Below are 24,735 nucleotides of genomic sequence, written 5' to 3'. Positions count from 1 at the left end.
CGCGAGCGGGAGGGACCCCGCCCGCCGCCGACGTCACTTGAGGCCTTTTTCCGCGAAATACTTCGCGGCACCCGGATGGATCGGCAGGGGCATGCCGATCTTGGCGTTCTCGAGCTTGATCGCCTTGGCGGCGGCATGCGCGGCCTGGAGCTCGGGCAGGCTCTCGTAGAGCGATTTGGTCATCTGGTAGACCAGATCGTCGGAGAGATCGGCGCGGGTGGCGAGATAGTTGACGACCGCCGCGGTGTGGACCGCCGTGTCCTGCTTGCCGTAGGTGCCGGCCGGGATCTCTCCGGCGACGAAGGGCGCGCCGGCTTTTTCGATCACCGCCTTCGGGATCTCCACCACGGTGATGTCGACGGAGGTGGAGAGATCGCGGATCGAGGCGACGCCGAGGCCGGCCGACTGCAGGGTCGCGTCGAGCTGGCGGTTCTTCATCAGCTCGACCGATTCGCCGAAGGAGAGATATTCGACCTTGCCGAGATCGGCGTAGGTCAGGCCGGCGGCGGCGAGGATGGCGCGCGCGTTGAGCTCGGTGCCCGACTTCGGCGCGCCGACCGAGAGACGCTTGCCCTTGAGATCGGCGAGCGTCTTGATGCCGCTCTCCTTGGAGGCGACGATCTGGATGTAGTTGGAATAGATCGCGGTCATGCCGCGAAGCTTGGTCAGCGGCGCCTTGAAGCCGGCCTCCGCGTCGCCCTTCCAGGCGGCGGCGAGACTGTCGCCGAGGGTGAAGGCGACCTCGCCCTTGCCCTGCTGGAGGAGATTGAGGTTCTCGACCGAGGCCTTGGTCGCCTGCACGGTCGGCCGCGCGCCGGGGATCTTCTCGCCGTAGATCTTGGCCAGCGCCACGCCGAGCGGATAGTAGACGCCGGAGGTGCCCCCCGACAGAACGGTGATGAACTCGTCGGCGCGCGCGCCGACGGTGAGCGACAACGAAGCGGTGGCGGCGAACGCCACGGCGGCGAGCCGGGCGAACATGGAACGGGCCTTCATGAGCGTCTCCCTCGGGGTCTCTGGTCGCGTGGTCGTTCGATGCCCCGCGATCCGGTCGCCGCAGTGTCGATCAAGCCGCCCTCGGCGACAACCTCGGAAAACCGCAATTCGTGAAATCGGAGATGTTTTTCGGTCGCTCGTTCGTTTCGTCGCTCGCGCCCGGCGTCCGCGCGCGACGATCGGGATCAGTACGCAAGCGGCGCGACGCCCCTTGACTTCCCCGCGGGTTTCGGGCTTTTCGGTGCCGGCTCGCGCGACACCCGCGAGAGCCGTCAACTGTTCGGGAACACGCGTCCGTCATGTCGATCGTCATCACGACGAAAACGAAATCGACCACGACGACGGCGACCACCACGGTCGCCGGCTGACGCAGGCTCTCGACCTCCCGCAGCCCTCTCCCGGCGGGTGACGAGGGCGGCGGAGGACCGAACGGTTCCCTTTCTCGACCCCTCGAAAAAGCGATCCAGGTCCTCCAGGTCCAACGGGAGAGACGTCGATCACGCGGGGAATTGAGAACATGGGTTACAAGGTCGCTGTCGTCGGAGCCACCGGCAACGTGGGTCGGGAAATGCTCGACATCCTGGCCGAGCGCGGCTTTCCGGTTTCGGAAGTCGTACCGCTCGCTTCGAGCCGCTCGCTCGGCACCGAGGTCTCCTTCGGCGACAAGACGCTGAAGACCAAGGTCCTCGACAATTACGACTTCTCCGACGTCGACATCTGCCTCATGTCGGCCGGCGGCGACGTCTCCAAGGCGTGGTCGCCGAAGATCGCGGCGCAGGGCTGCGTCGTCATCGACAATTCCTCGGCCTGGCGCTACGACGCCGAGGTGCCGCTGATCGTTCCGGAAGTGAACGCCGACGCCATCGTCGGCTTCACCAAGAAGAACATCATCGCCAACCCCAACTGCTCGACCGCCCAGCTCGTCGTGGCGCTGAAGCCGCTGCACGACGAGTATCAGATCAAGCGCGTCGTCGTCTCCACCTACCAGTCGGTCTCCGGCGCCGGCAAGGAAGGCATGGACGAGCTCTTCGAGCAGACCCGCGCGGTCTTCGTGACCGATCCGGTCGAGCCGAAGAAGTTCCCCAAGCGCATCGCCTTCAACCTGATCCCCCACATCGACGTGTTCATGGAGGACGGGTTCACGAAGGAAGAGTGGAAGATGATGGCCGAGACCAAGAAGATTCTCGACCCGAAGATCAAGCTGACCGCCACCTGCGTGCGCGTGCCGGTGTTCATCTCCCATTCCGAGTCGGTCAACGTCGAGTTCGCCAAGCCGGTCACCGCCGACGAGGCGCGCGACATCCTGCGGGAGGCGCCGGGCGTGCTGGTCATCGACAAGCACGAGCCGGGTGGCTACATCACCCCGCACGAGGCGGCCGGCGAGGACGCGACCTACATCTCCCGCATCCGCGAGGACAACACGGTCGAGAACGGCCTCGCCTTCTGGTGCGTCTCCGACAACCTGCGCAAGGGCGCGGCGCTGAACGCGGTGCAGATCGCCGAGGTGCTGGTCAACCGCAAGTTGATCAAGCCGAAGGCCGAAAAGGCCGCGTGATCGGAGCATTGCGATCACACCGCATTCTTCCGAAAGTGGTGTGATCGCCTTCGCCCCCGCGTCAGGTTTCGTCGCCGCGAGAAAGACGCGGCGGCGGTGGCGTCGCTCCGAGTTGCGCCGTCGCCGCGCGCTGAGCCTCGAGCCGGGCCGCCTCGATCACACCGGCGCGGTGAGCGTCGACACGAAGATTGGCGTCGATCTGGTCCTGCAGACCGCCATGCGCGATGTCGACCGTGATCGGTGCCGCCCGCGTCGAAACGATGGCTCGGATTTCGGCCAACGCCGATCCCAGCAGGTCCGTGCTCGCCGGAGTCTTCTCGAAGCCGACGAGCCGGCGCTCTGCTCCCAGAGACGCCGCCTCGGCGACCACGGTCGCCGCCGTCAGGTCGTAGAGAAACTCCGACCGATAGACGATCGACGTCGTACCGATACTGTCCGTCGCACCTCCGATCTTGATCTCGGACTTGGAAGTCGTGCCCTGCATCTGGAAGGCCAGCGCTTCCGATTTGAACCAATGCGCTTCCAGCGCCGCTTCCGCCTCCGCCAGATAGGCACGCCCCCGCGAGAGAAGCCGCGCGGCGAAAACCGCCAGCGCGATCTGAACCACCGGCGTGACGACGACGTCGGCCGCGGGCAGCGTGCGCGTCACGAAGGCGCCCGCGGCGCCGGACGGCCAAAGCCCGAACAGCCCGACGAGCAGGCCGGCCAAAATCAGGAGCCAACCCGTCATGAGACGGAATTTGGCCGCGGGTTCGTCGGGATTTGCGATCGCGACGGCGTCCTGCTCGAGCAGCCCGACCAGAGCGAAGTTCCCGGTCTGACCGACGCTCGTCGCCGCGACTTCGCTGGCGAGGGGATAGAGGAAACGCGACTTCTCACCGTCCCCATGAGATCCCATTCGTGCCGGGAACTCGTGATGGATCAGGTTCGGCGGAAGCGACGCGACCGCCCGATCGACGCGTGTCTCGCTCTCCGCGCGCCAACTCTTCTTCGGAACCATGAGACCGACATACGCGTAGTCCAGCGCCGCGAAGACGATCAGCGCGATGGCCGCCAACGACATCGGGAACAGGACGCGCGCCAGAGAGGGCCACAGACCCGCCGATTGGAGCAATTGAGCCAAGGCCCCGAGGGGAGGCTGGTTCGACGGCGATTGCATGTGGATCCAGATGATCCCCCCGACGAACACCGCCATCGTGACCACATCCCTCAGCACGCCCTTCATCCAACGCGTCCTCGCGGGACCGAAAGTCCTCTGCGCCGCGGCGGCTGCCGTCGGAGACATGTGTTGGGCATTGAGGCCGAAGAGCGCCGTGATGTCGCCGGGCTTGATGTCGGAAGAGTACTTCTCTTTCTTGATGAGCTTGGTCATCACGTCGAGCGGTGAGTGGAACCGTTCGGGAACGCCGTGCGGGACGCCGCTGTTGCGCCACTGGAGCAGCCCGGCCCCCAGTCTGGCCAAGCCGAACTTATAGGCGGCAATCGAAAATCGAATGTAATAGACGCCGAAGATGATGATCGTCACGATGACGATGAGAGCCTTCAGAAAATCTTGCGGGGGACTTCCACGTCGAACCCCCAAGTTCGATATGATGAATTCGTACGCCGGAAAGCTGAAGCCGAAACGCCAAAACGCATCATAAATCATAGAAAATATGCTGAGAATTCCATAGACATACAATAACGAAACAACGGCGATCAATGCCGCGATCATTCCGCCGAATATATTCGTCACGATCAGAATTTTATTCGGATAATTTATGGTTATCTCGTCCAGGCTGATATCTGAAAGTCGCGCCATGTGACACCTTCAATATAACCGTCGATCGACGAACAATGACGTGCAGCAATGGGTCCAGCGACCTCGGCGATCTCCCCGCCGCGACATCGAGCGCCCGTCGACCCTCGCCCCCGAAAACGACGTATGATGCCCCGGCTACAATCTGGCGTATATGTGGAATCGAGAGCGCCTTCTTCCGCTCGGGAAACGCGAGAGGAAGTGCGGCACTCGTGCAACACGGCTATCCTTCGCGCGATCCCGGTTCTCGAGTTTCGAGAACGAACCGCATCGGTGCTCGACCCCATGTCCGACTGGAACCCCGCCCTCTACGCCCGCTTCTCGAGCGAACGCGACCGGCCGATCGCCGATCTCCTCGCCCGCGTCGACCTCGCCGCGCCGAAGCGCATCGTCGATCTCGGCTGCGGCGCCGGTGCCTCGACCGCGCCGCTCCTCGCCCGCTGGCCGCAGGCCGAGGTGCTCGGCATCGACACCTCGCCGGCCATGCTCGAAAAGGCGCGCGCGAGCCTCCCCGCCGCCCGCTTCGAGGAGGCAGACGCCGCGACCTGGGCACCCGACACCCCGGTCGACCTGATCTTCTCCAACGCCGCGCTGCAATGGCTCTCCGATCACGAGAGGCTGCTGCCGCGCCTGATGGGCCTCCTCGCCCCCGGCGGCGTCCTCGCCGTGCAGATGCCCGACAATCTCGACGAGCCGAGCCACGCGCTGATGCGTGCCGTCGCCCGCCGGCCGACCTTCGCCGCAGCCCTCGCCGATGTCGTCGAGTCCCGCACTCGCATCGCCTCGATCGAGGCGACCTTCGACCTCCTGGCACCCACGAGCACCCGCGTCGACATCTGGCGGACGACCTACGTCCATCCGCTCGCGGGGCCGGACGCGATCGTCGAGATGATCTCCTCGACCGGCCTCCGGCCCTTCCTCGACGCCCTCGACGAGACCGCCCGTCCGGCCTTCCTCGACGCTTATCGCGCCGAGATCACCGCCGCCTATCCGCCGACCCGCGACGGCCGCGTCCTGTTCCGCTTCCCGCGCCTGTTCTTCGTGGCGACGAAGGCGTGAAACGCGAAACGCCGGCCCCGAGGGACCGGCGTCGCGAACGTCGTGTCGATGGCTCGCCTCACGCCTTGCGCTTGGCGGTGACCTCGATTTCGATCTTCATTTCCGGCTTGACCAGACCGCAGACGATCATCGTCGCGGCCGGGCGCACTTCGGCGAAATATTCGCCGACGATCGGGAACACCACGTCCATCATCGCCGCGTCGGTGACGTAATAGGTGGCGCGCACCACGTCCTGCAGCAGGAACCCGGCCTCGTTGAGGGCGTGGGTGATGGTGTTCATGGCGTTGCGGGTCTGGTCCTCGACCGCCTCCGGCATCGCCATGGCGGTGTAGTCGTAGCCGGTCGTGCCCGAGACCCAGCACATGTCGTCCTGCGCCACGGCGCGGGAATAACCCGCCACCTTCTCGAAGGGCGATCCGGTGGAAACGAGACGGCGCGTGGTCATGGGCGGGTTCCTTTCTGAAAGCGGCTCGAAATCAGGGGCTCGCCGGACGGCGAGCGAAGAGAAGGCCGACCCCGGCGGCCACCAGCGCCGCGCCCGAGAGCCGCTCGACGACGAGCAGGCCGCGCGGACTGCGCGTGAAACGGCCGACATGGGTCCCGGCCGTGGCATAGAGCACCACCGCGACGAATTCGAGACCGAGCGCGACCCCGCCGAGCGCCAGAATCTGACCGAAGGCCGGCCGCGCCGGATCGACGAAGGGCGCGAAGAAGGCGGTGAAGACCAACATCGCCTTGGGATTGGTCGCCGCCGTCCAGAACTCGCGCGCCGCCAGTGTGCCGATCCGCGCGCCCGCCTCGGTCTCGGCCCGGGCGGCGACGCCCGAGCGCATCATCCGCACGCCGAGCCAGATCAGATAGACCGCGCCGACGATCTTCAGCGCCGCGAAGAGTTCCGCCGAGGTGGCGAGCACCGCGCCGAGGCCGACCGCCGCCGTCAGCACGAAGAAGGCGAAGGGCGGAAACCGCCCGAGCGCGGCGAGAACGCCGGTGGCGAAGCCGAACCGCGCCGCATGCGTCATGACGAGCACGTTGTTCGGGCCGGGAAACATGTTCAACGCGAAGGCGGCGGGCACGAACAGCGCCCAGATCCCCAGGGACATGACGGACCTCGAAGAGAACCGGAACGAACGAAGGGCGGCCCATGGAACCGCCCTCCCGCCGATGATGCGACGTCGCGAACCCGGATCAGGCCCAGGGACGCGCGGTCGCGGTCTTCGCCTCGTAGGCGGCGATGGACTCCGCCTTCTGCAGCGTCAGGCCGATGTCGTCGAGACCCTCGAGCAGGCAGTGCTTGCGGAAGGGATCGACGTCGAAGGCGATCGTGCCACCGTCGGGACCACGGATCTCCTGGGCCTCGAGATCGACGGTCAGCGTGGCGTTGGCGCCACGCTCGGCGTCGTCCATCAGCTTCTCGAGCTGCTCCGGGGTGACGCGGATCGGCAGGATCCCGTTCTTGAAGCAGTTGTTGTAGAAGATGTCGGCGAAGGAGGTCGAGATCACGCAGCGGATGCCGAAGTCGAGCAGCGCCCACGGCGCGTGTTCGCGCGACGAGCCGCAGCCGAAATTGTCACCGGCGACGATGATCTGCGCCTTGCGATAGGCCGGCTGGTTCAACACGAAGTCGGGCTTCTCCGAGCCGTCCTCGTTGAAGCGCAGTTCGAAGAAGAGGCCACGGGCGAGACCCGTGCGCTCGATCGTCTTCAGGAACTGCTTGGGGATGATCATGTCCGTGTCGATGTTGACGATCGGCAGGGGCGCGGCCACGCCGGTCAGCGTCGTGAACTTGTCCATGGGGCGGTCTCCGAAACTCTGAGCGGGCTCATAGCGCGTTTTCCCTCGAGAACAAAGTCCCCTCTCCGCCCCCGCGCGAAACGATGCGCATGGCACGATCACGGACAGGTGGTGACCTGATTGCCGCAGAGCCCGGTGACCCAGCCGCGCGTCGGCCGCCCGGCGCCGCGCGCCGCCACGCCGCCGGCCTCGCCGAACGAGCCCTCGACCTCGATCCAACGTCCGCGACAGGCGACGATCCGATCGAGCCGGAGTATTTCCGCCTCGCCGCCCTCCGGCGCGCGCGGCCGGTCGACGATCGCCGCCGCCGCGTCCGGCTGCCGCCGCACCCGCTCGTCCTGGACGCTCACCCCGACCATCCGGCCGGAGACCCAGCCCCGCCCGGTGAAGACGGTCTTCGCCGGCGCCGAGCCGTAATCGGCGAATTCGGCCCGATCGACGAGGAGCCAACCGTCGCGTCCGGCGACGACGCGCACCTCGACCGCGAAGGTTTCGTCGCCGTCGCGCCGGGGCGCGGGCAGACGCCCGACCACCGCCGCCGTGCGCGCGGGCGTCGCATGCAGATTGAGCCCGGCCGGATCGGGATCCTTCGACCAGCCGCGAAACTCACAGGCCGCCTCCGCCGCCCCCGCCGCCGGCATCCCCGCGAGGAGACCGAGCGCGAGCGCGGACGCCCGAACGAGACCGCCCGCCGCCGTATCGAAGCGCTCCGTCCGCCGCCTCATGCACGCGCCTCCTCCTCGATCGCCGCCGCCTCGATCGCCTCCATGTCGTCGTCGGAGAAGCCGAAATGGTGGCCGATCTCGTGGACCAGCACATGGGTGACGATCTCTCCCAGACTGTCCTCGTTTTCCGCCCACCAGTCGAGGATGGGCCGGCGATAGAGCCAGATTCGATTGGGCATCTGCCCGGTCGCCGCCGTCGCCGCGCCCTGGGGCAGGCCCACACCCTGGAACAGGCCCATCAGATCGAACGGGCTCTCGAGCCCGAGTTCCTCGAGCACCTCGTCCTCGGGAAAGTCGGCGACGCCGATCACCACCTCGCCGGTCAGGCGTCGGAATTCGGCCGGCAACGCCGCATGCGCCGCCTCCGCCATCGCCACGAAGGCCTCGAGATCGGGAGCGCGCAGATGGGACCAGTCGAGCGTGTTCAAGGCGAGATCTCCTCGAGAGTGGCGCGATATCCGGCCATCAGGAACCGAATCTGATCGGGAGCATAGCGATGGGCGCGGCCGACCGGGCAGGCGTCGCGCGCCCGGCAACCGTCGGTGCGACAGAGCCCGCCGGCATGGCCCTCGAGAAAGGTACGGCACCGTCCCGCCGCGAAACCGGCCGGGCCGAAGGCGTCCGCCGGACAGGCGACGAGACAGGACCGCGTCGCGCAGGTCGCGCAAGGCCCCGTCTGCGGCGGCGCCTCGGCGCCGAGATCCTCCGGCGAGACCAGCGCGCCGCGCCAGCCGTGCCAGAGCCCGACCTCGGCGTCGATCGAGAGACCGAGCGGCGAGGCCGTCAGCCCTTCCGCCCGCGCGCCCCAGCGCTGGAACGGCCACCACGGCGGTCCGCCGAAGGGAAAGAGCACGCCGAGGCCGAGATCCGCCGCGAGCCCGCCGATCACCCGGCGCGACCAGCGGTCGAGCGGATCGGCGCCGCCGTCGCGCCGTTCCGGCGAGGCCGCGAAGGCGCTCCAGCCGACCCGTCCGCGCCAGCCGATCAGGATCAGAGACCGCGCCGGTCGCCCCGGCAGCGGATCCGGCACGCCGTCGTCCGCGCCCGGACGCACCACGCCACGCGGCGTCAGACCCGCCGCGACGATCGCCGCCTCGATCCGCGCCCGCGCCTCGTTCGACGGGTTCATGGCCGGATCAACGCAGCACGTAGGTGACGACGAGATGGACGATCAAGGCCGCCGCCGCCACCAGCGCCAGCCCCCGGCCGATGCGCCGGCCCCAGATCTCGATCCCGTCCTCGGCCGCCGCGTCGGCGGCTGAGAAATGCGCGCCGAGCCGGTCGCCGGTCGCCTTCAGGCTGCGCGCGAAGGCCGAGGTGCCGATCACCTCCGCGTCGCGCGCCACCCCGGCCAGCGCCGCGTCCGCCGCCCGCCGCCGTTCCGCCTCGATCTCGTCTCGCCTGTTCATCGTCGCGCTCCTCGACGGCGAGGATGCGACGCGACCGCCGCCGGACGCAAGCCCACACCCCGCGAGATACCTCGACGAGGTCGATGAAATGCGATCCGCATGCATGTCTTCGGAACGGCCCGCCCGCCTCATTTCGGCAGCGACACCACATAGGCGACGATGTCGGCGATTTCCACGCGCGACAGATGGAGGTCCGGCATCTGGCTGTGGGTGGTGCCGGGCAGCAGCAGGAAGTCGGCGAGCCCCGCGGCGGTGCGCGCCCGGTCGCCGGTGAGGACGAAGAAACTCGGCGCGTCGCTCGACGCCGTGGTCTGATCCGCCGTCACCACGTGGCAGGCGGCGCACCATCGCCGCGCCAGGATCTCGCCGCGCTCGGCCGCCGTCTCCGCCGCCTGCGCCCATCCCGCGCCGAGGAGAGAGGCGAGGATCGCCGCGCTCACGATCGGAAGGGTCTTCGTCATCGCTCGCCTCCTCGCCCCGACCGCGTGGGACCGACCTCGGCCCGAAGGGGGCATCTCTCGAATCTAGGGAACGCCGTCGGCGCCGCCCATTGGGAAAAGCCCTTCGCCCGCGCCTCGCCGCGCGATCGATCCGTCAGGGGCGCCCGGCCGCGAGGCTCTCGCGCAACGCGTCTTCCAGCGCCGCCATGGTCTCGGCCACCGCCACGCCCTTGATCCGACAGTCGGCGAGACGCCCCGCCGTCACGTCCGACCCGGCCCGCGCGCAGACGAGCCGCGCCCCTTGCAACAACCGAGAATAACGCGCTCTGAGCCGCACGCCACAGGCCCAACGCGCGCCGTCCGCCGTCGTGCACAGCCGGGACGGCGACGGGATCGCCACGTCGGTGACCGTCCACCGCCGCCCCTCGCCGCGAAACGACCCCGCCTCGTCGAGCTGCGGATGACGATCGACCCGCACCGTCACCGTGTCGGCATCGCCGAGATCGCCGCGATCGAGCGCCGAGGGAAGCCGCTCCCGGGTCTCGCGCGAGCGGTCGACCGGCGTCGGCGTCGCGGTCCAGAGCGGCGCGGCGGGCGCCGTCGAGGCCGCGACGAGCCCCGCCGTCGCGCCGAGCATCACCCCGAACAGCGCCGAAAGCCTCCCCCGTCTCGCCCGCGCCGCTCCCGGTCTCATCGCTTCGCACCTCGCGGCTCTCGATGGCTTCACGGCCGGAGCCTCGCCCCGGGAGGACCTCACGGGCCGTGTTTCGCCTTGCGGACGACCACGCTGCCGGAAATGTCCGGCATCGGCACCACCGACTCCGGCTTGTCGGCGAAGAACTCGTCGACCGCCTGTTCCGCGCCCGGCCACCACAGACTGGCATAGTCGTGGATCACCAGGAACCCGCCGGGGGTCATGCGCGGATAGAAATAGTCGAGCGCCGCCGCGATCGGCTTGTGGAGATCGCAGTCGACGTGGACCAGGCAATAGCGCCCGTCGGCCGGCAGATGCACCGCCGTCTCGGGGAAGAACCCTTTGACGTAGGTCGTGTTCTCCTCGCCGACGAAGGCGCGGACCGCCTCCAGGCTGGTATCGGTGAACTGGACCCTCTGGGCGGCGTCGACGCCGACGAAATCGTCGTCGCGGAACCCCTCGAACGTGTCGAGGAGCCATGCCCGCCGGTTCGACCGGCGGGCGAACCCGGCGAGCAGCGTCGCCGTGTGACCGCGATAGACGCCGAGCTCGGCGACGTCGCCGGCGATCCCCTCCTTCGTGATCTGATCGAACATCAGACAGAAGGCGTAGAACCGCGCCATGTCGCTCCGGTTGGTCTCGGAGTCCTTCACGAAACCGGCGAGAAGGTCGTCGAAATCGAGGGTTCCGCCCCGCTTCTCGTAGAGCGGACGATTGACCGCCCAGCGCTGCGGGATGGCCGCCGAGAGCGCCTCCCCGTCCGGCCCCACGCCGGCGCCGAGGCGCCCGGAGGGAAGCAGCCCGCGCCGCTCGAGCCCGGCGACGGCGGTGCGCACGTAAGCCGCCGGCACGCGCCGCAACAGATATTCCCCGAGCGTCGCGAGTGCGGAATTGAAGCTGATTTCACGACCCATCGCCGGTTCCCCGCTCGTCGCCTCGAATGTGGCGCCCTCCACGACGAGGCGCCCGCCGGCCTCCCCTCCACGACCGCACCGGAGCGGCCGAGACGACCACGCCGGCGTGTCCGTTACGCATCGGAAACCGAACGGACGAAAGCGGTCCCATGAGTGTCGCGCGCCGTCAATCGAAAAGACCGGCCGTGCCCGACGATCGTCAGGCCGCGCCGAGCGTCGCCGCCACCAGGACGAGGTAGCGCCCGACCTTGGCCACGGTGACGAGGAGGAGAAAGACCGGAAACGGTTCGCGCAAGACCCCGGCGACGAGGGTCAGGGGATCGCCGATGATCGGCGCCCAACTGAGGAGCAGCGACCACTTGCCCCAACGCCGATACCAGACGGCGGCCCGGTCGAGGTCCTTCGCCGAGACCGGAAACCAGCGCCGGTCGCGCCAGCGCTCGACGCCCCGGCCGAGCAGCCAGTTGACCACCGACCCGAGCACGTTGCCGAGGCTCGCCGCCAGAAGGAGCGCCCAGGGCGGCTGTGCCCCGGCGAGCAACAACCCGACGAGAGCCGCCTCCGACTGCGCCGGCAGGAGCGTCGCGGCGACGAGCGCCGTCAGGAAGAGACCGCCATAGGTGGCGAGATCGAGCATCGGGATCCCCGGGCGAAGGACGATCCTTCTAGCACGGGTCCGGCGCCCCGCGCGCCCGGGAAGATCCCCCGCCGCCGGCCATAAGGACCGGGCGGTCCGGCGAGAGCGCGGTCAGGCGGCGGCCCACATCGTCTCGAGTTCCCGGATCAACCCGTCGAGAAGCGCGCGCGCGTCCGAAGATGGGCCGTCGAGGCTGCGCAGGCTCATCTCGGCGCGATGGGCCGCCTCGCTGATCTCGTCGAAACCGAAGACGCCGGCCGCCCCGGAGAGACCGTGCACCGTGCGCGAGAGGTCGCGCAGCAGGTCCCCCGCGAGCGGCTCGCCGCGATCCCATCGGGCACAGAGCCGCCCGACCGCCTCTCCGTCACGCCGCGTCCGCTCCACGAAGCGGCGCCGCAACTCGATCAGGCGCGCCTCGAAATCCGTGTTCACGGCGGCGGTCGATGGGGTGTCCACGTCGGTTCGGATCGAATCGGTCATGGCGCGGCCTCTCCAGAGAGTGAGACTTCGACGGCACGGGGCCGGCGGTCGGGTTCGATGGGGTGGGAACGGATCCAATCGGCGAGCGCCGAGAGCGCGAGCGGACGGGAGAAATAATAGCCCTGCACGCGGTCGACGCCGAGCTCGCGCAGCCGCACGAACTCGGCCATGGTCTCGACGCCCTCGGCGACGATGGTGGCGTGGCGCTTGTGGGCGAGTTCGATCGCCAGCCGGCAGACGGCGTCGTGGATCGGATCCTGCGCGCAGTTCCTCACATAGGCACGGTCGAGCTTCAACTCGTCGAAGGGAAACTGCAGGAAGCGGTCGATGTTGCTGTTGAACGTCCCGAAGTCGTCGAGCGAGAAGCGCAAGCCCCGCAACACCGCGCTCGTCGTCACCCGCCGCGCCTCCGAGAGATCCTCGAAGGCGTCGATCTCCGACACTTCCAGGGTGATCGGCACCGGCGAGGCCTGGATCAACGGCACGATCGGCGCGAAGTGGCGCCGCTGCAGCAGGTTCGACGGCACGTTGATGGCGACCGGCGGCGGCGGCGTCCCGCAGTCCGTCAGCCGACGGCCGATCTCGGCCACCGAATCGAGCGCCACCCGCGCCAGTTCGCGCAGGTCCTCGGGCCCCGCCCCGGCGAGCGCGCCGGCGACCGACACCTCCCGCCCGACCTCGTCGACCAACCGGGCGAGCATCTCCACCGAGACGACCGCGAGGGTCGTCGCGTCGAGGATCGGCTGGTAGTGGAACGTCACCCGCCCCGCCGCCAGCGCCTCGGCGAGCGACGGCCGCTCCGGGTCGACCGGAGACTCCGCGGGGTCGCGCAGGCGCCGCGTCTTCAGGATCGCCTCGAGACGATCGAAGGCGAGCGGCTTGCGCAGGGCGCCGAGGACGTGGAGACCGAAATCGACCCCCACCGCCCGTGCGGTTTCGATGACCGCGTCCGGAAAGGCGCTGATCAGGATCACGTCGCCGCGAAACCGGCGCTCGGCGAGAAGCTGAAGCACCTCCACGCCGTCGCGGTCCCCCAGACACAGATCCAACACCACCAGATCCCCGCGATCGAGCGGACCCATCCGTTCGAGCCGGGAAGGTGGACAGGCCTCGACCCGATGTCCTCGCGCCGCGAACCACGTGGAAAGCAGCGATCGAACCAGGTCGTGATCTTCGACCACGTAGGTCCGCCCGGCGACGGATGATCCGGTAATCGGCGTCACAACCGCGTCGGACGGAGCCACATCTTGGACGCGACCGAGGGTTGTTCTGTATCTGGCCATTTCGACCTCGCGGGATCGATACGAGAATTGGTTCCAATTTTCCGCATCATCTTGATTTGTCCATGTAAATAAATCGCTAAACTCACACGAACGTGAGATTCGTCGCGTAATCGATATCTATAATTTCAAATATACCGATATCGTCAACTCTCACGCTCATGTGATGCGGATCGAATACGCGTATACAACAAGGAACATTGGGTCTTTAAAGAAACTAAAACGATTCACATCATATAGATGGGGTGACGGATGCCGATCCACGTCATCCGCGACGTCAACGGACTGCCCATGATGACCGCCTCAGTTCGCCCATCGGCCGTAGTCCCTCCGCGCAGTCGGTCCGGCTCGACCCGCACCTTCGTCGGCACCGACCGCGTGCGCCTTCACGCGGTGGCCGGCGAGGCGGTGATGGCCCGCCTGCCGACGATCCTGCGCCAACTGAACTACGTCGACGAGACGCCCGGGGTCGTCTCCTCGATCGGCGCGCGGCGCGACGTCTATCTCGTCGACGGACGGTTGAGCGATTCCCTGGAGATCTGCCGCGACCTGCCCGCCGCCGCCGGCAAGATCCTGACCGCCGACAACCCCACCTTCGCCGACCGCAAGCGCAGTACCGAGGCCGGGGTCGACGCGCTCATCGCCGATCCCATCGACCCCCGGGAGCTGGGGGACTGGCTCGAGCATTTCGACGATCGCGGCGACGGCGGCCGCGCGACCGTCCTCATCGTCGACGACGACGAACTCGCCGCCGAAGCGGTCGCCTCGCTGCTCGCCGTCCGCGGCATCGACGTCGAGATCGTCGTCGACCCCACCCAGGTGTTCGACGTCCTCCATCGTTGCTCCTTCGATCTGATCCTGATGGATCTCGACATGCCCCATGTCGACGGGATCGAGCTCGCGCGGATGATCCGGCTGAACCGCAGCCACCTCTCGGTGCCGATCGTCTTCCTCTCCGCCGGCGGCGACACCGAGACGCAGATGCTCGCCCGCCGCTTCGGCGGCGACGACTTCATCTCCAAGCGCACCCCGCGCGATCTCCTCGGCCGTCTCGTCGAACTCAGGGTCGAGCGCGCCCGCGTTCTGCGCACCCTGATCGAGCGCGACGGGCTCACCGGCCTCGTCGATCATCTGCGCTTCGTCGAGCGGGTCGGACAGGAACTCGCCCGCAGCCGCCGCACCGGCAACGACTGTTCCCTGGTGATGATCGACCTCGATCACTTCAAGACGATCAACGACACCTGGGGTCATCAGGCCGGCGACCTCGTGCTCCGGCGCCTCGCCTCCGCGCTGGTGTCCTGGCTCCGGCGCACCGACGTTGTCGGCCGGTACGGCGGCGAGGAGTTCGGCGTCCTGATGCTCGACACCCCGCCGGAGCGCGCCGCGCCGGTGATCGACGCCTTCCGCCGGCATTTCGCCGCGCTCGACATGATCGTCGGGGAATCCGCCGTCAACATCACCTTCAGCGCCGGCATCGCCGGTCTCGGTCAGGCGGCCGACACGGCGACTCTGGTCGCGGCGGCCGACGAGGCGCTCTACCGCGCCAAGATCGGCGGGCGCGACCGCGTCGTCGTCAGCGACCGCCGAGCCGACGGCGACGGCCCCCACGCCGCCCGGCCCGCCAGCGCGGTGCCGGCCGCCGACGAACCGCCGCGACCGCCCGTCGCGACGGCGACGATCCCACTCGCCACGGTCGGCCCGGCGACGATGGGCCCTTCGAGGGAGGAAACGAGATGAGCGCTCCACTGTTGGACGTCAAGGAGAGCCCCGAGGTCGTGCTCGACGGACGCCGCGTCTGCATCGTCGACGACGACGAGCTCTACCGCGCCCGGATCGGCCTCATGCTCGGCCAGAAGAACCTGCGCACGCTCGAGGCCGAGGACACCAACGCGCTGCAGGCGATCCTCGATCGCAGCATGCCCGACTGCATTCTCCTCGACTACAATCTCGTCTCGGAGAACGGGCTCTTCGCGGTGGAGCGGCTGCGCCAGCGCTACACCGCTCTCGCCCCGATCGTCATGGTCTCGGCCGACGAGACCCAGCGCACCGCAGTCCGCGCCTTCCGCGCCGGCGTCACCGACTACATCTCCAAGCGGCAGTTGAGCCTCGACGAACTCTCCGCGGCGGTGAAGCGCGCCATCGGGCTGCGCATCCGCGAGGAGGCGCGCGAGCTGGAACTCGAACGCCTGCGCCGCAACACCACCTTCGACGATCTGACCGGCCTCCTCACCCGCCACGGGCTCGAGGAGCGCCTCGCCCAGGTCGATCAGGTCGCCCGCACCCGGCGGCGCTCCTATGGGCTGGTCGCCCTGCGCGTCACTCGCATCGACGAGGTGCTCGACCGTTTCGGGATCGTCGCCACCGACCGCACGCTGCGCGCCTTCGGCAACAAGCTGCGTGATCTCGTCCGCTCGACCGATCTGTGCGGATCCTGGGCGCGCGGCACGTTCCTCTACGTGGTCGACGCCGTCGATTCCCCGGCCGGTTTTCAGGCCGTCGTCTCCCGTCTCTCCTCGCAGACGAATTTCGAGATCGATCTCGCCTCCGCCCATCTCGGCATCCGCGTCGTCACCGCCCATGCGCTCCACCCCGACGACGGCGCCACCCTGGAGGAGCTGCTGGCCGGGCTCGAGGCGCGTCTCGAGGCGGAGACCCACTCGTTCTACGAGAGCGCCGCCGGCGCCGCCGATTGGGTTCTCCTGCCCGGAACCGGCACGGAGGGGGGCCGCGAGGAGGCGACCGAGCGACGGCGCGAACGGCGCATGCGCACCCTGAAACAGGGGCGCATCTACCTCGACGGGCTGCACTCGACGATCGACTGCACGGTCCGCAACCTCTCCTCCGGCGGCGCCGGTCTGCGCCTTCCCGGACCGACCGCCATCCCCGAGTTCTTCCGCCTGCGCATCTCCGAGAGCGGCGCCATCCGCCAGGTGCGCAAGTGTTGGCACCTGAACAACGATCTCGGTGTCGAATTCCTACCGGCCTGACCCGGCGAGCGCCGAGCGTCGACGAGAAGGAGCCTTCGGATGCCCCGCCTGAAGTCCATGCCGCTCTCGCGAGGATCGGACACGCCCACCGCCGATCGGCCCGCGTCCTCGCCGATCGAGATGGCGATCCTGACCCTCGGCATCGCCGGTTCCCTCACCGCCGATCACCTCGTCGGCGCCCGGCTCGGCCTCACCGTCGGCTTCGCCACCACCGTGGCGCTGTTGCTGCGCCGGCCGGCCTTCGTCGTCCCCGGCCTCGTCGTCACCTTCCTGGCCGGCATTCTCGGCGCGCTCTGGGAGGGCGCCGGCCTCGCCGCGCCGATCCGCGCCGGTCTCGACACGATCGTGGTCGCCACCGTCTTCGTCGCCGCCCGCAGGGTCGGGCTCACCGGCGAGCGCATCCGCTCCGCCCGCATGCTGATCGAGGTTCTGGTCGTCACCGGCCTGATCGCGCCGCTCGCCGGCGCCGGCCTCTCCCAGCTGATGGCCGAGACCCCGCTCGGGGCGATCCTCGATCTGCGCCGTCTCGCCGATTGGCCGAGCGGCGTCCTCGGCGCGATCGCGGTGGTCCCTACCATTCTCCTCGCCGGTCGCGCCGACCTCGAGGACCACATGCGCTGGACCCGGGCCCTCCAGTCCGCCGGCGCAGTGGCGATGGTGGTCGCCAGCGCCTGGGTCGCCTCGCTCTCCCTTCCCTTCCCCTTCGTGATCGTCTGCGTTCCCCTCCTCTTCCTCGCCTCGCGCCTGTCGCCGACCGTGGTCGCGGTGCTCGGCGCCGTCGGCGCCTTCGAGATGACCCTGATCGGCCGCTTCTTCCATACGGCGCGACCGGACGCGACCGAGGGCACGCTGGTCCTGGCGGCGGCGGCGACCGGCGTCCTGCCGATCGCCCTCGCGCTGCTCCTCGCGGAGCTGAAGAACGAGCGCCAGCGCTTCGCCGACATCGGCGAACGGCTGCGTCAGGTCCTGGCCGGGGTCGCCGGCCACGGCTTCTGCTCGCTCGACCGCAACGGCATCGTCACCACGTGGAACGACAAGATCGCCACCGTCGCCGGCTTCGACGCCGGGGACGTGATCGGACGTTCCTTCGCCCTCTTCTTCACGCCCGAGGCGCGCGAGGACGGCCTGCCCCACGCCCTGCTCGAGAAGGCCCGCAAGCATGGGCGGGTCGAGCACATCGGCTGGCGCATGCGCGGCGACGGGCACCGCTATTGGGCTCAGACGGTGATCGAGGCGATCGCCGACGCCAAGGGACAGGTCGTCGGCTTCACCAAGTCGGTCCAGGACCAGAGCGAATTGCAGCGCTCCGAGAGCGCGCTGATGGCGGCGGAACGCCGGATCGGCTTCGCCCTCGGCAGTGCCGGCCAGGGCATCTGGGAACTCGATCTGGTCGAGGGGCGGATGCACTATTCCGACATCTACGCCGCCATGCTCGGCCTCTCCGCCGCGACGCTCGGCGACGACCCGCACGCCTGGAAGGACCGGGTCCATCCCGACGACGTCGACAAGATTCCCCCCGACGACGCCGGCGACGAGGCCGGCGAGACCGAGCTGCGCCTCCTCCACGGCGACGGCCGTTGGATCTGGGTCGCCGACCGCCGCCGCGTCGCCGAACGCGACGAGGCCGACTGGCCGGTCCGCGTGATCGGCACCCACACCGACATCACCGCTCGCAAGCTCGCCGAGGAGAAGTTCCGCCTCGCCGTCGAGGCCCTGCCGAACGGCCTCCTGATCACCGACACGGTCGGCCGCATCACCTTCGTCAACGGCGAGCTCGAACGCATGTTCGGCTATCCGAGCGGCGGTCTGATCGGCCACGTCATCGACGAACTCGTCCCCGCCGCCCAGCGCGGCGGCCATGCCGCCCGCCGCGCCGCCTTCCTCGCCGCCCCGACCGCGCGCCGGATGGGCGCCGGCCGCGACCTCGACGGCCAGCGCCGCGACGGCAGCCTCTTCCCCGTCGAGATCGGCCTCAACCCGATCAGCACGGCGGAGGGCCGCGGCGTCCTCTGCGTCGTCACCGACATCACCACCCGCAAGAAGACGGAAGCCGACCTCGCCATGAGCGAGGCCCGCCATCGCATGATGGCCGACCACTTCGTCGATCTGGTGGTCCATCTCGATCTTGAGCTGAACCGCACCTGGGTGTCGCCGGCCGCCCGCGACATTCTCGGCGTCGAGCCGGAAGCGCTCCTCGGCCGGTCGCCCTCCGGGCTCGTCCATCCCGACGACCTCGCCGTCGTCCACGAGACCCTCCTGAAGGTCGTCGAGGGCGCCGATCGTGGCAGCTACTGTGTGCGCTACCACCATGCCGCCGGACATTGGATCTGGCTCGAGGTCTCGTTGCGGCTGATCCGGGTCGCCGACGGCGCGCCGGTCGGCATTCTCGCGGTCGGCCGCGACGTCACCCGCGCGCGCGCCGCCGAGGATGCCCTCAAGGCCAGCGAGGCGACGTTCCGCGGCGCCATGGAGGGCGCCTCGATCGGCATGGCGCTGGAACGGCTCGACGGCACCTGGGTGTCGGTCAATCCCGCCCTGTGCAAGATCCTCGGCATGGAGGAGGCCGACCTGCTGCGCCTCGGCCCGGCCGCCTTCACCCATCCGCTCGACGTCGGGATCGACACCGACCAGCGCCGCCGCCTCCTCGACGGCGAGGTCGCCTCGTATCAGGTCGAGAAGCGTTGGCGCGGTCGCGGCGGCGGGGTCGTCTGGACCCATCAGAGCATCTCGCTCGACAAGGGTCCCGACGGTTCGCCGCACAACCTCATCCTGCAGATCCAGGACGTCACCGAGCGCCGCCAGATCGAGCAGATGAAGAGCGAATTCGTGTCGATGGTCAGCCACGAACTGCGCACGCCGCTGACCTCGGTGCGCGGCGCCCTCGGCCTGGTGCTCGGCACCATGACCAAGGACATGCCGCCCCGCGCCGTCCATCTCGTCGACATCGCCCACAAGAACAGCGAGCGCCTGATCCCGCTCGTCAACGACATTCTCGACCTCGACAAGATCGACGCCGGCATGCTGCGCGTCGAGCTCGGCGACGTCGACGCGGTCCAGGCCGTCTCCCAGGCGATCGAGGCGACCCGCGCCTTCTGCGACCGCTACGGCGTCACCGTGCGGCTCGACCGGCCGGAGACGCCGATGGGCGTGCGCGTCGACGAGGGCCGCTTCATTCAGGTGATCACCAACCTCCTCTCCAACGCCGCGAAGTTCTCGCCCCGCGACGCGGTCGTGAGCGTGGAGATGTCGATCGTCGACGGTCAGGTCCGGATCGCCGTCCGCGACCACGGCCCCGGCATCCCCGACGAATTCCGCGCCAAGATCTTCGGCCGCTTCGCCCAGGCCGATTCCGCCACCACCCGCGCCAAGGGCGGCTCCGGACTGGGGCTCCACATCTGCCGGCAACTGGTCAGCCTGATGGGCGGTCGGATCGACTTCGAGAGCACCGTCGGGGTCGGCTCCACCTTCTGGGTCGACATTCCCCTCGCCGCCGCCGCCCGTCCCGCCGCCCCCCTCCCCGCCGCGACCGAGACGGCCGCGCCGGCGGCGGCGCCGGGTCGCCGGGTCACCCTCCTCGCCGCCGACGGACCGGCCGCCGACTTCCTCACCACCGCCGTCGAACAGGCTCGGCTGGAGCCGAGCACCGAGGTCGCGCCGGAGACGCTCGCCGTCCTCGTCGACACCGCCGCGCTCGACACGCCGGCCGCCTCGGCGCTGAAGGCGCGGCTCGACGGGCTCGGCCCGGCCCGGCCCCCCGTCGTGCTGGTCGAGACCGGGACCGGCGAGACCCCGGCGGACGCGGCCGGCGCCTGGGCGGCGCGCGACACCTGGCGGATCGAGCCGGACCGGCCGGCGCGCTTCGTGGCGCGGATCGCCGCCCTCGCCGCCGAGGCCCCCGAAGGGCTGCCGAGCATCCTCCATGTCGAGGACGATCAGGATCTCGCCGCCGTGGTCGCCGCCGGCCTCGCCGGCCTCGCGGCCGTGACCTGCGTGTCACGGGTGAGCCGGGCGCTGCGGGAATTCGAGGCGCGGCGATTCGACCTCGTCGTGATCGACCCGGCGCTGCCCGACGGCGACGGCCTGACCCGGCTCGTGCCCCGGCTCGAGCAACTGGGCATGCCCTACATGGTGCTCTCGGCCGAGGAGAGGCCCGGCGCGGCCGGATCCGCCCTGGCGAGCCTGGTCAAGTCGCGCATCGGCGAGCGGCAGCTCGTCGACACCATCCTCACGATTCTGTCCGAGCGGAAGCGAAAGCGGGAGATCGAACGTCATGCCGGCTGAACTCACCACCATTCTCTATGCCGACGACGAAGAGGACATCCTCGACGTCGCCACCCTGTCGCTCGAGATGGTCGGCGGTCTCACCGTGACCACCTGCGGCGACGGCTTCCAGGCGATCGAGGCGGCGCATCGCGCCCGGCCCGATCTGATCATGCTCGACGTGATGATGCCGGGCATGGACGGACCGACCGCCATGTCGAAGATCCGTGCCGATCCCGGCCTCGCCGACATCCCGGTCATCCTCATCACCGCGCGGGTGCGCGGACCGGAGGTGCAGGACTACTTCGCCCTCGGCGCCGACGGCGTCATCTCCAAACCCTTCGACCCGATGACCCTGCCCGACGAGATCCGCGCGATCTGGCGCACCAAGACCGCCGAACGGGCCGCGGTCCACCTGCCGCCATGAGCCCCGCGCGCCCGAACGAGCCGGGTCCGTCCGGGACGACGAGACGCGCCACGTGGCCCGAACCGACGCGCGCCGACGATCGCGCTCATTCGGGGCGAAGGAGCATGACGAATCCCTGAGAACCGAGACGGAAAATCTCGGGATCCGGATCATCGCAAGTCCGCCGGCGAATCGCCTGCGACAATCACCTACGTCGTAGGTCTGAGGTATTCGGATGTGATCGCATCGACGACTATCCGAGAACGATCGGAACCGCCGATCATCGGAACGAAGATATCGAATTCCTTGTGGCCGTGAGGCAACGCTCGGCTCGACATCGTCGATCGAGACGTCGTCGAGCCGAAATTTCACAACTCCACCGCGCGAGCGGGACTAGTGTTCCCCTCGCAGCTCTCGACCAGAGGCTGAAGGTGCGCGGGAGACGCGCCGTCGAACGCGTGGGAGTTTCAGCAATGAACATTTCGACCTTTTCCCTCTCGGCGATCCTGACCGTGATCCTCGCCGGGCCGACCTTCGCGGCCGATCTCGGCCGGGCGCCGCCGCCGGCGGCCATGGATCCCGTGGTCCGATCGATGTGGTCGGGCTTCCACGTCGGCCTCAATGCCGGCGTCGGCGGCGGAACCACGAATTATCCGATCGCCGCCACGCTCGGTCCCGTCGCGATCGACGGCAAGGGCAAGATGGACGCCTCCGGCCGGATGATCGGCGCTCAGATCGGGTACGACTGGGTGTTCTCGAGCCGCATCCTGGTCGGTCTCGAGGCGGACATCGCCTGGACCGACGTCGAGGATCGCTTCGCGCTCGACGGCAGCGCCACCGTCAACGGCGTGCCGGTCGGCAGCGCCGGCGGGAACATCGGCACCAAGCTCGATTACCTCGGCACCGTTCGCGGCCGCCTCGGCTACGTGGTCACCGACCCGTGGCTCGTCTACCTGACCGGCGGCTGGGCCTACGGCGACGTGAAGTCCTCCTATTCCGCCGGCATTTCCGGTCTCGGCGGCGTCGCCGGCAGCACCACGAACTTCATGTCGGGTTGGGTCGCCGGCATCGGCACCGAATACGCGATCACGCCCGACATCAGCTTCCGCGCCGAATATCTGCACGTCGACCTCGGCTCGGCGGATCTCTTCAATCTGGCCGCCGGCGGCCTCGCGGCCGGCATGCGGGTCGAACCCGCCTACGACTTCGTGCGCGCCGGCATCAACTACCGCTTCGCCTCGACCGCCCCGGCGACCGCGCTGCAGCCCGCCGCCTTCGTCTCGCCCACGACCTTCGACTGGACGGGCTTCCACGTCGGCGTCAACGGCGGCTATGCGGCGGCGCGGAACGAATATCCGATCGACGTCGGCTTCACCACCGGCGGCAACGTGGTCGGCATCGGCGGCACCGGCCGTCTCCAGGGCTCCGGCATGCTCGCCGGCCTCCAGATCGGCTACGACCATCAGCTGTCGAACAAGGTCGTCCTCGGCATCGAGGCCGACATCGACTGGGCCGACGTGCGTGGCCGCCTCGGGATCGACGGATCGGCGTGGAACGGCGGCGTCCCGCTCGGCTCGGCCGGCGGCGACATCGGCACCAATCTCCAGTATCTCGGCACCGTGCGCGCCCGCCTCGGCTATGCCGTCACCGAGCCCTGGCTGATCTACGCCACCGGCGGCTGGGCCTATGGCGAGACCAAGTCCTCGGCCGGCGCCTCCGTCTCCGGCCTCGGCGGCATCGGCGTCTCCAAGACCCTCAACCACTCCGGCTGGGTCGCCGGTATCGGTTCGGAATTCGCGGTCACCCCGAACTTCACGATCCGCGCCGAATATCTCCACGTCGACTTCGACTCGAAGACCCTCTGGGACTTCACCGCCGGAACCACCCGGGCGAGCCTGAAGCTCGATCCGTCCTACGATCTGGTTCGGATCGGCGCGAACTACAAGTTCGACTTCGGCGCTCCCGCCGCCATGGTCGCGAAGTACTGATCCGCTCGAACGTCACCACGGCCGAGCGATCCGACCCCCTGCCCTCCGGCGGCCCCCCCGCCGGAGGGCTTTTCGTTCTTCGAGCCCTCTCCCGCTCGCTCGTCTCACTCCCCGACGATCTCGACGCGGGCGCCGTCGCCGAGCGTCGCCGGCGGAAAGGCGATCACCCGATCGCCGGGGCGCAGATCGGCGCGAACCCGGGCGACGCGGCCGGAGTTGGCGATCCGCTCGGCCGGGCGGCGCACCGCCCGCCCTGCCTCGACGACGAACAGGCTCCACCCCGCCCCGTCCCGGACCAGCGCCGCGACCGGCACCATCAGCGCATCGTCGTCGCGCGAGATCTCCACCCGCACCTCGACGCGGAAGGCGTCGCCGAGGCGGCGCCACTCGTCGCGCGGCGAGGTCAGATCCATCACGACGCGAACCCGTTGCTCGTCGACGCCGAGCGCCGAGACCTTGGTGAACCCGGCCGGCTCGACCCGCCGCACCACCGCCGCGAGCGGCCGCGGCCCGCCCCAGCGTTCGACGATCACCGGCGCGCCCGGACGGATCCGCACCGCGTCGGTGGTGAGCACGTCGGCCTCGATCTCCAGACGGTCGGGATCGGCGATCTCGAGGATCGGCGTGCCGATCGCCACCGGCCCGGCGCTCTCGCGCATCACCCGCAGCACCACCCCTTCGATCGGCGAGCGGATGTCGAGCCGCTCGCCGCCGGGATGATCGCTCGCCGGGAGCGACAGCCCGACCGCCGCGCGAGCGAGATCGACCTCGTGCGTCGCCATCACCACTTCGAGCCGCGCGACGTCGAGATCGCGCTCGGCGATGGTCGCGGCGAGCGCGTCCTGCTCGCGCCGCGTCGTCGGAGCGCTGCCCTTCTCGACGAGATCGGCGCTGCGGGCGAGATCCGCCTCGGCCTGTTCGCGCCGGGACGCCGCCCGCGCCACCACCACGTCGGCGCGCGATCGCGCCGCCTCGGCCGCACCGAGCCGCTCCTCGAGCTGGCGCCGGGTCCGTGGATCGTCGATCGGCGTCGGCCCGGCGCCGATCGTCGCGACCACCGTGTCGCGATCGACGGGATCGCCGACCTCGAAGCGGATCCGCGACTGGAGCCCGGCGATCGGCGCGTCGACCTCGTGGCGCACCCGCATGTGCGTGCGCCCCTCGCTCGTCACCTCCTCGACGAAGGCCCCCCTCGTCACCGCGACCGCGTCGACCCGGACGGGTTGCGGCCTCAGACCCCAGACGATGCCGGCCGCCACGACGGCGACCGCCGCCCCGACGATGATGCGCGTAGTCCACCCCATGGGCACCTC

23 protein-coding genes are annotated in these 24,735 nt (G+C 69.2%); 7 read left to right on the top strand and 16 right to left on the bottom strand.

Features of this window, described 5'->3' with window-relative positions; all coding sequences use genetic code 11:
- Positions 1–33: 33 nt before the first annotated feature.
- On the bottom strand, positions 34–981 hold the full coding sequence (locus tag J3S89_RS11395; protein ID WP_217927758.1) for a TAXI family TRAP transporter solute-binding subunit: 948 nt from the start codon (positions 979–981) through the stop codon (positions 34–36).
- A 532-nt stretch (positions 982–1,513) separates the two neighbouring features.
- On the opposite strand from J3S89_RS11395, the gene J3S89_RS11390 reads away from it, so the two are divergent.
- Positions 1,514–2,551, top strand: a complete 1,038-nt coding sequence (locus J3S89_RS11390) for an aspartate-semialdehyde dehydrogenase (protein WP_217927668.1) — start codon at positions 1,514–1,516, stop codon at positions 2,549–2,551.
- 61 nt (positions 2,552–2,612) lie between these two features.
- On the opposite strand, the gene J3S89_RS11385 is transcribed toward J3S89_RS11390, so the two are convergent.
- Positions 2,613–4,352 carry a hypothetical protein gene (locus J3S89_RS11385; protein WP_217927667.1) on the bottom strand — a complete coding sequence of 580 codons (1,740 nt, stop codon included), beginning with the start codon at positions 4,350–4,352 and terminating at the stop codon, positions 2,613–2,615.
- Between the two features lie 282 nt (positions 4,353–4,634).
- Between J3S89_RS11385 and tam the strand changes: the two genes are divergently transcribed.
- Complete coding sequence (tam, locus tag J3S89_RS11380; protein WP_217927666.1) at positions 4,635–5,408, top strand: trans-aconitate 2-methyltransferase; 774 nt, start codon at positions 4,635–4,637, stop codon at positions 5,406–5,408.
- Between the two features lie 58 nt (positions 5,409–5,466).
- On the opposite strand, the gene J3S89_RS11375 is transcribed toward tam, so the two are convergent.
- The 13 genes from J3S89_RS11375 to J3S89_RS11315 all read right to left on the bottom strand — a co-directional run bounded on the left by J3S89_RS11375 (position 5,467) and on the right by J3S89_RS11315 (position 13,784).
- Positions 5,467–5,853: a RidA family protein gene (locus tag J3S89_RS11375; protein WP_217927665.1), complete on the bottom strand. Its 387-nt coding sequence runs from the start codon at positions 5,851–5,853 to the stop codon at positions 5,467–5,469.
- Between the two features lie 31 nt (positions 5,854–5,884).
- Positions 5,885–6,511 (bottom strand): LysE family translocator, encoded by a 627-nt coding sequence (locus J3S89_RS11370; protein WP_217927664.1) that lies wholly within the window; start codon positions 6,509–6,511, stop codon positions 5,885–5,887.
- An 85-nt stretch (positions 6,512–6,596) separates the two neighbouring features.
- Positions 6,597–7,202, bottom strand: a complete 606-nt coding sequence (leuD, locus tag J3S89_RS11365; protein ID WP_217927663.1) for a 3-isopropylmalate dehydratase small subunit — start codon at positions 7,200–7,202, stop codon at positions 6,597–6,599.
- Between the two features lie 98 nt (positions 7,203–7,300).
- The gene (locus J3S89_RS11360; RefSeq protein WP_217927662.1) at positions 7,301–7,927 is read right to left on the bottom strand and encodes an SH3 domain-containing protein; all 627 of its coding nucleotides are present in this window, start codon (positions 7,925–7,927) and stop codon (positions 7,301–7,303) included.
- The gene (locus J3S89_RS11355; RefSeq protein WP_217927757.1) at positions 7,924–8,298 is read right to left on the bottom strand and encodes a metallopeptidase family protein; all 375 of its coding nucleotides are present in this window, start codon (positions 8,296–8,298) and stop codon (positions 7,924–7,926) included. Before J3S89_RS11355 ends, J3S89_RS11360 begins: the two co-directional genes overlap by 4 nt.
- 53 nt (positions 8,299–8,351) lie before the next feature.
- Positions 8,352–9,056: a ferredoxin gene (locus J3S89_RS11350; protein WP_217927661.1), complete on the bottom strand. Its 705-nt coding sequence runs from the start codon at positions 9,054–9,056 to the stop codon at positions 8,352–8,354.
- 7 nt (positions 9,057–9,063) lie between these two features.
- Entirely contained in the window at positions 9,064–9,336 is a 273-nt protein-coding gene (locus tag J3S89_RS11345; protein WP_217927660.1) for a hypothetical protein, read from the bottom strand.
- 128 nt (positions 9,337–9,464) lie between these two features.
- Positions 9,465–9,797 (bottom strand): c-type cytochrome, encoded by a 333-nt coding sequence (locus J3S89_RS11340; RefSeq protein WP_230488882.1) that lies wholly within the window; start codon positions 9,795–9,797, stop codon positions 9,465–9,467.
- Positions 9,798–9,930: 133 nt separating this feature from the next.
- A complete protein-coding gene (locus J3S89_RS11335) occupies positions 9,931–10,470 on the bottom strand; it encodes a hypothetical protein (RefSeq protein ID WP_217927658.1) in 540 nt (179 codons plus the stop codon).
- 59 nt (positions 10,471–10,529) lie between these two features.
- Positions 10,530–11,384, bottom strand: coding sequence for a TylF/MycF/NovP-related O-methyltransferase (locus tag J3S89_RS11330; protein WP_217927657.1), 855 nt, complete (start codon positions 11,382–11,384; stop codon positions 10,530–10,532).
- A 199-nt stretch (positions 11,385–11,583) separates the two neighbouring features.
- Positions 11,584–12,021, bottom strand: coding sequence for a YqaA family protein (locus J3S89_RS11325; RefSeq protein WP_217927656.1), 438 nt, complete (start codon positions 12,019–12,021; stop codon positions 11,584–11,586).
- A 111-nt stretch (positions 12,022–12,132) separates the two neighbouring features.
- Positions 12,133–12,501 (bottom strand): Hpt domain-containing protein, encoded by a 369-nt coding sequence (locus J3S89_RS11320; protein ID WP_217927655.1) that lies wholly within the window; start codon positions 12,499–12,501, stop codon positions 12,133–12,135.
- Positions 12,498–13,784, bottom strand: a complete 1,287-nt coding sequence (locus J3S89_RS11315; protein WP_230488881.1) for an EAL domain-containing response regulator — start codon at positions 13,782–13,784, stop codon at positions 12,498–12,500. Before J3S89_RS11315 ends, J3S89_RS11320 begins: the two co-directional genes overlap by 4 nt.
- Before the next feature lie 249 nt (positions 13,785–14,033).
- On the opposite strand from J3S89_RS11315, the gene J3S89_RS11310 reads away from it, so the two are divergent.
- From J3S89_RS11310 to J3S89_RS11290, 5 genes are all read left to right on the top strand, one after another.
- Positions 14,034–15,518 carry a GGDEF domain-containing protein gene (locus J3S89_RS11310; protein ID WP_217927653.1) on the top strand — a complete coding sequence of 495 codons (1,485 nt, stop codon included), beginning with the start codon at positions 14,034–14,036 and terminating at the stop codon, positions 15,516–15,518.
- Positions 15,515–16,768: a GGDEF domain-containing response regulator gene (locus tag J3S89_RS11305; RefSeq protein ID WP_217927652.1), complete on the top strand. Its 1,254-nt coding sequence runs from the start codon at positions 15,515–15,517 to the stop codon at positions 16,766–16,768. The genes J3S89_RS11310 and J3S89_RS11305 overlap by 4 nt, the downstream gene beginning before the upstream one ends.
- A gap of 39 nt (positions 16,769–16,807) precedes the next feature.
- A complete protein-coding gene (locus J3S89_RS11300; protein WP_217927651.1) occupies positions 16,808–21,049 on the top strand; it encodes a PAS domain S-box protein in 4,242 nt (1,413 codons plus the stop codon).
- On the top strand, positions 21,039–21,455 hold the full coding sequence (locus tag J3S89_RS11295; RefSeq protein ID WP_217927650.1) for a response regulator: 417 nt from the start codon (positions 21,039–21,041) through the stop codon (positions 21,453–21,455). Before J3S89_RS11300 ends, J3S89_RS11295 begins: the two co-directional genes overlap by 11 nt.
- Positions 21,456–21,907: 452 nt before the next feature.
- On the top strand, positions 21,908–23,422 hold the full coding sequence (locus J3S89_RS11290) for an outer membrane protein (protein WP_217927649.1): 1,515 nt from the start codon (positions 21,908–21,910) through the stop codon (positions 23,420–23,422).
- Positions 23,423–23,526: 104 nt separating this feature from the next.
- On the opposite strand, the gene J3S89_RS11285 is transcribed toward J3S89_RS11290, so the two are convergent.
- Positions 23,527–24,726 carry an efflux RND transporter periplasmic adaptor subunit gene (locus J3S89_RS11285; RefSeq protein WP_217927648.1) on the bottom strand — a complete coding sequence of 400 codons (1,200 nt, stop codon included), beginning with the start codon at positions 24,724–24,726 and terminating at the stop codon, positions 23,527–23,529.
- Positions 24,727–24,735 lie beyond the last annotated feature (9 nt).

The sequence above is a fragment of the Pinisolibacter aquiterrae genome (assembly GCF_019160155.1).
Taxonomy (GTDB): domain Bacteria; phylum Pseudomonadota; class Alphaproteobacteria; order Rhizobiales; family Ancalomicrobiaceae; genus Pinisolibacter; species Pinisolibacter aquiterrae.
This window is presented reverse-complemented; position numbering and strand designations above follow the sequence as displayed.

Coding starts and splice junctions, on each gene's coding strand:
- J3S89_RS11395 (WP_217927758.1), bottom strand. CDS start 981: ATGTTCGCCCGGCTCGCCGCCGTGGCGTTCGCCGCCACCGCTTCGTTG.
- J3S89_RS11390 (WP_217927668.1), top strand. CDS start 1,514: ATGGGTTACAAGGTCGCTGTCGTCGGAGCCACCGGCAACGTGGGTCGG.
- J3S89_RS11385 (WP_217927667.1), bottom strand. CDS start 4,352: ATGGCGCGACTTTCAGATATCAGCCTGGACGAGATAACCATAAATTAT.
- tam (WP_217927666.1), top strand. CDS start 4,635: ATGTCCGACTGGAACCCCGCCCTCTACGCCCGCTTCTCGAGCGAACGC.
- J3S89_RS11375 (WP_217927665.1), bottom strand. CDS start 5,853: ATGACCACGCGCCGTCTCGTTTCCACCGGATCGCCCTTCGAGAAGGTG.
- J3S89_RS11370 (WP_217927664.1), bottom strand. CDS start 6,511: ATGTCCCTGGGGATCTGGGCGCTGTTCGTGCCCGCCGCCTTCGCGTTG.
- leuD (WP_217927663.1), bottom strand. CDS start 7,202: ATGGACAAGTTCACGACGCTGACCGGCGTGGCCGCGCCCCTGCCGATC.
- J3S89_RS11360 (WP_217927662.1), bottom strand. CDS start 7,927: ATGAGGCGGCGGACGGAGCGCTTCGATACGGCGGCGGGCGGTCTCGTT.
- J3S89_RS11355 (WP_217927757.1), bottom strand. CDS start 8,298: ATGGCGGAGGCGGCGCATGCGGCGTTGCCGGCCGAATTCCGACGCCTG.
- J3S89_RS11350 (WP_217927661.1), bottom strand. CDS start 9,056: ATGAACCCGTCGAACGAGGCGCGGGCGCGGATCGAGGCGGCGATCGTC.
- J3S89_RS11345 (WP_217927660.1), bottom strand. CDS start 9,336: ATGAACAGGCGAGACGAGATCGAGGCGGAACGGCGGCGGGCGGCGGAC.
- J3S89_RS11340 (WP_230488882.1), bottom strand. CDS start 9,797: ATGACGAAGACCCTTCCGATCGTGAGCGCGGCGATCCTCGCCTCTCTC.
- J3S89_RS11335 (WP_217927658.1), bottom strand. CDS start 10,470: ATGAGACCGGGAGCGGCGCGGGCGAGACGGGGGAGGCTTTCGGCGCTG.
- J3S89_RS11330 (WP_217927657.1), bottom strand. CDS start 11,384: ATGGGTCGTGAAATCAGCTTCAATTCCGCACTCGCGACGCTCGGGGAA.
- J3S89_RS11325 (WP_217927656.1), bottom strand. CDS start 12,021: ATGCTCGATCTCGCCACCTATGGCGGTCTCTTCCTGACGGCGCTCGTC.
- J3S89_RS11320 (WP_217927655.1), bottom strand. CDS start 12,501: ATGACCGATTCGATCCGAACCGACGTGGACACCCCATCGACCGCCGCC.
- J3S89_RS11315 (WP_230488881.1), bottom strand. CDS start 13,784: ATGGCCAGATACAGAACAACCCTCGGTCGCGTCCAAGATGTGGCTCCG.
- J3S89_RS11310 (WP_217927653.1), top strand. CDS start 14,034: ATGCCGATCCACGTCATCCGCGACGTCAACGGACTGCCCATGATGACC.
- J3S89_RS11305 (WP_217927652.1), top strand. CDS start 15,515: ATGAGCGCTCCACTGTTGGACGTCAAGGAGAGCCCCGAGGTCGTGCTC.
- J3S89_RS11300 (WP_217927651.1), top strand. CDS start 16,808: ATGCCCCGCCTGAAGTCCATGCCGCTCTCGCGAGGATCGGACACGCCC.
- J3S89_RS11295 (WP_217927650.1), top strand. CDS start 21,039: ATGCCGGCTGAACTCACCACCATTCTCTATGCCGACGACGAAGAGGAC.
- J3S89_RS11290 (WP_217927649.1), top strand. CDS start 21,908: ATGAACATTTCGACCTTTTCCCTCTCGGCGATCCTGACCGTGATCCTC.
- J3S89_RS11285 (WP_217927648.1), bottom strand. CDS start 24,726: ATGGGGTGGACTACGCGCATCATCGTCGGGGCGGCGGTCGCCGTCGTG.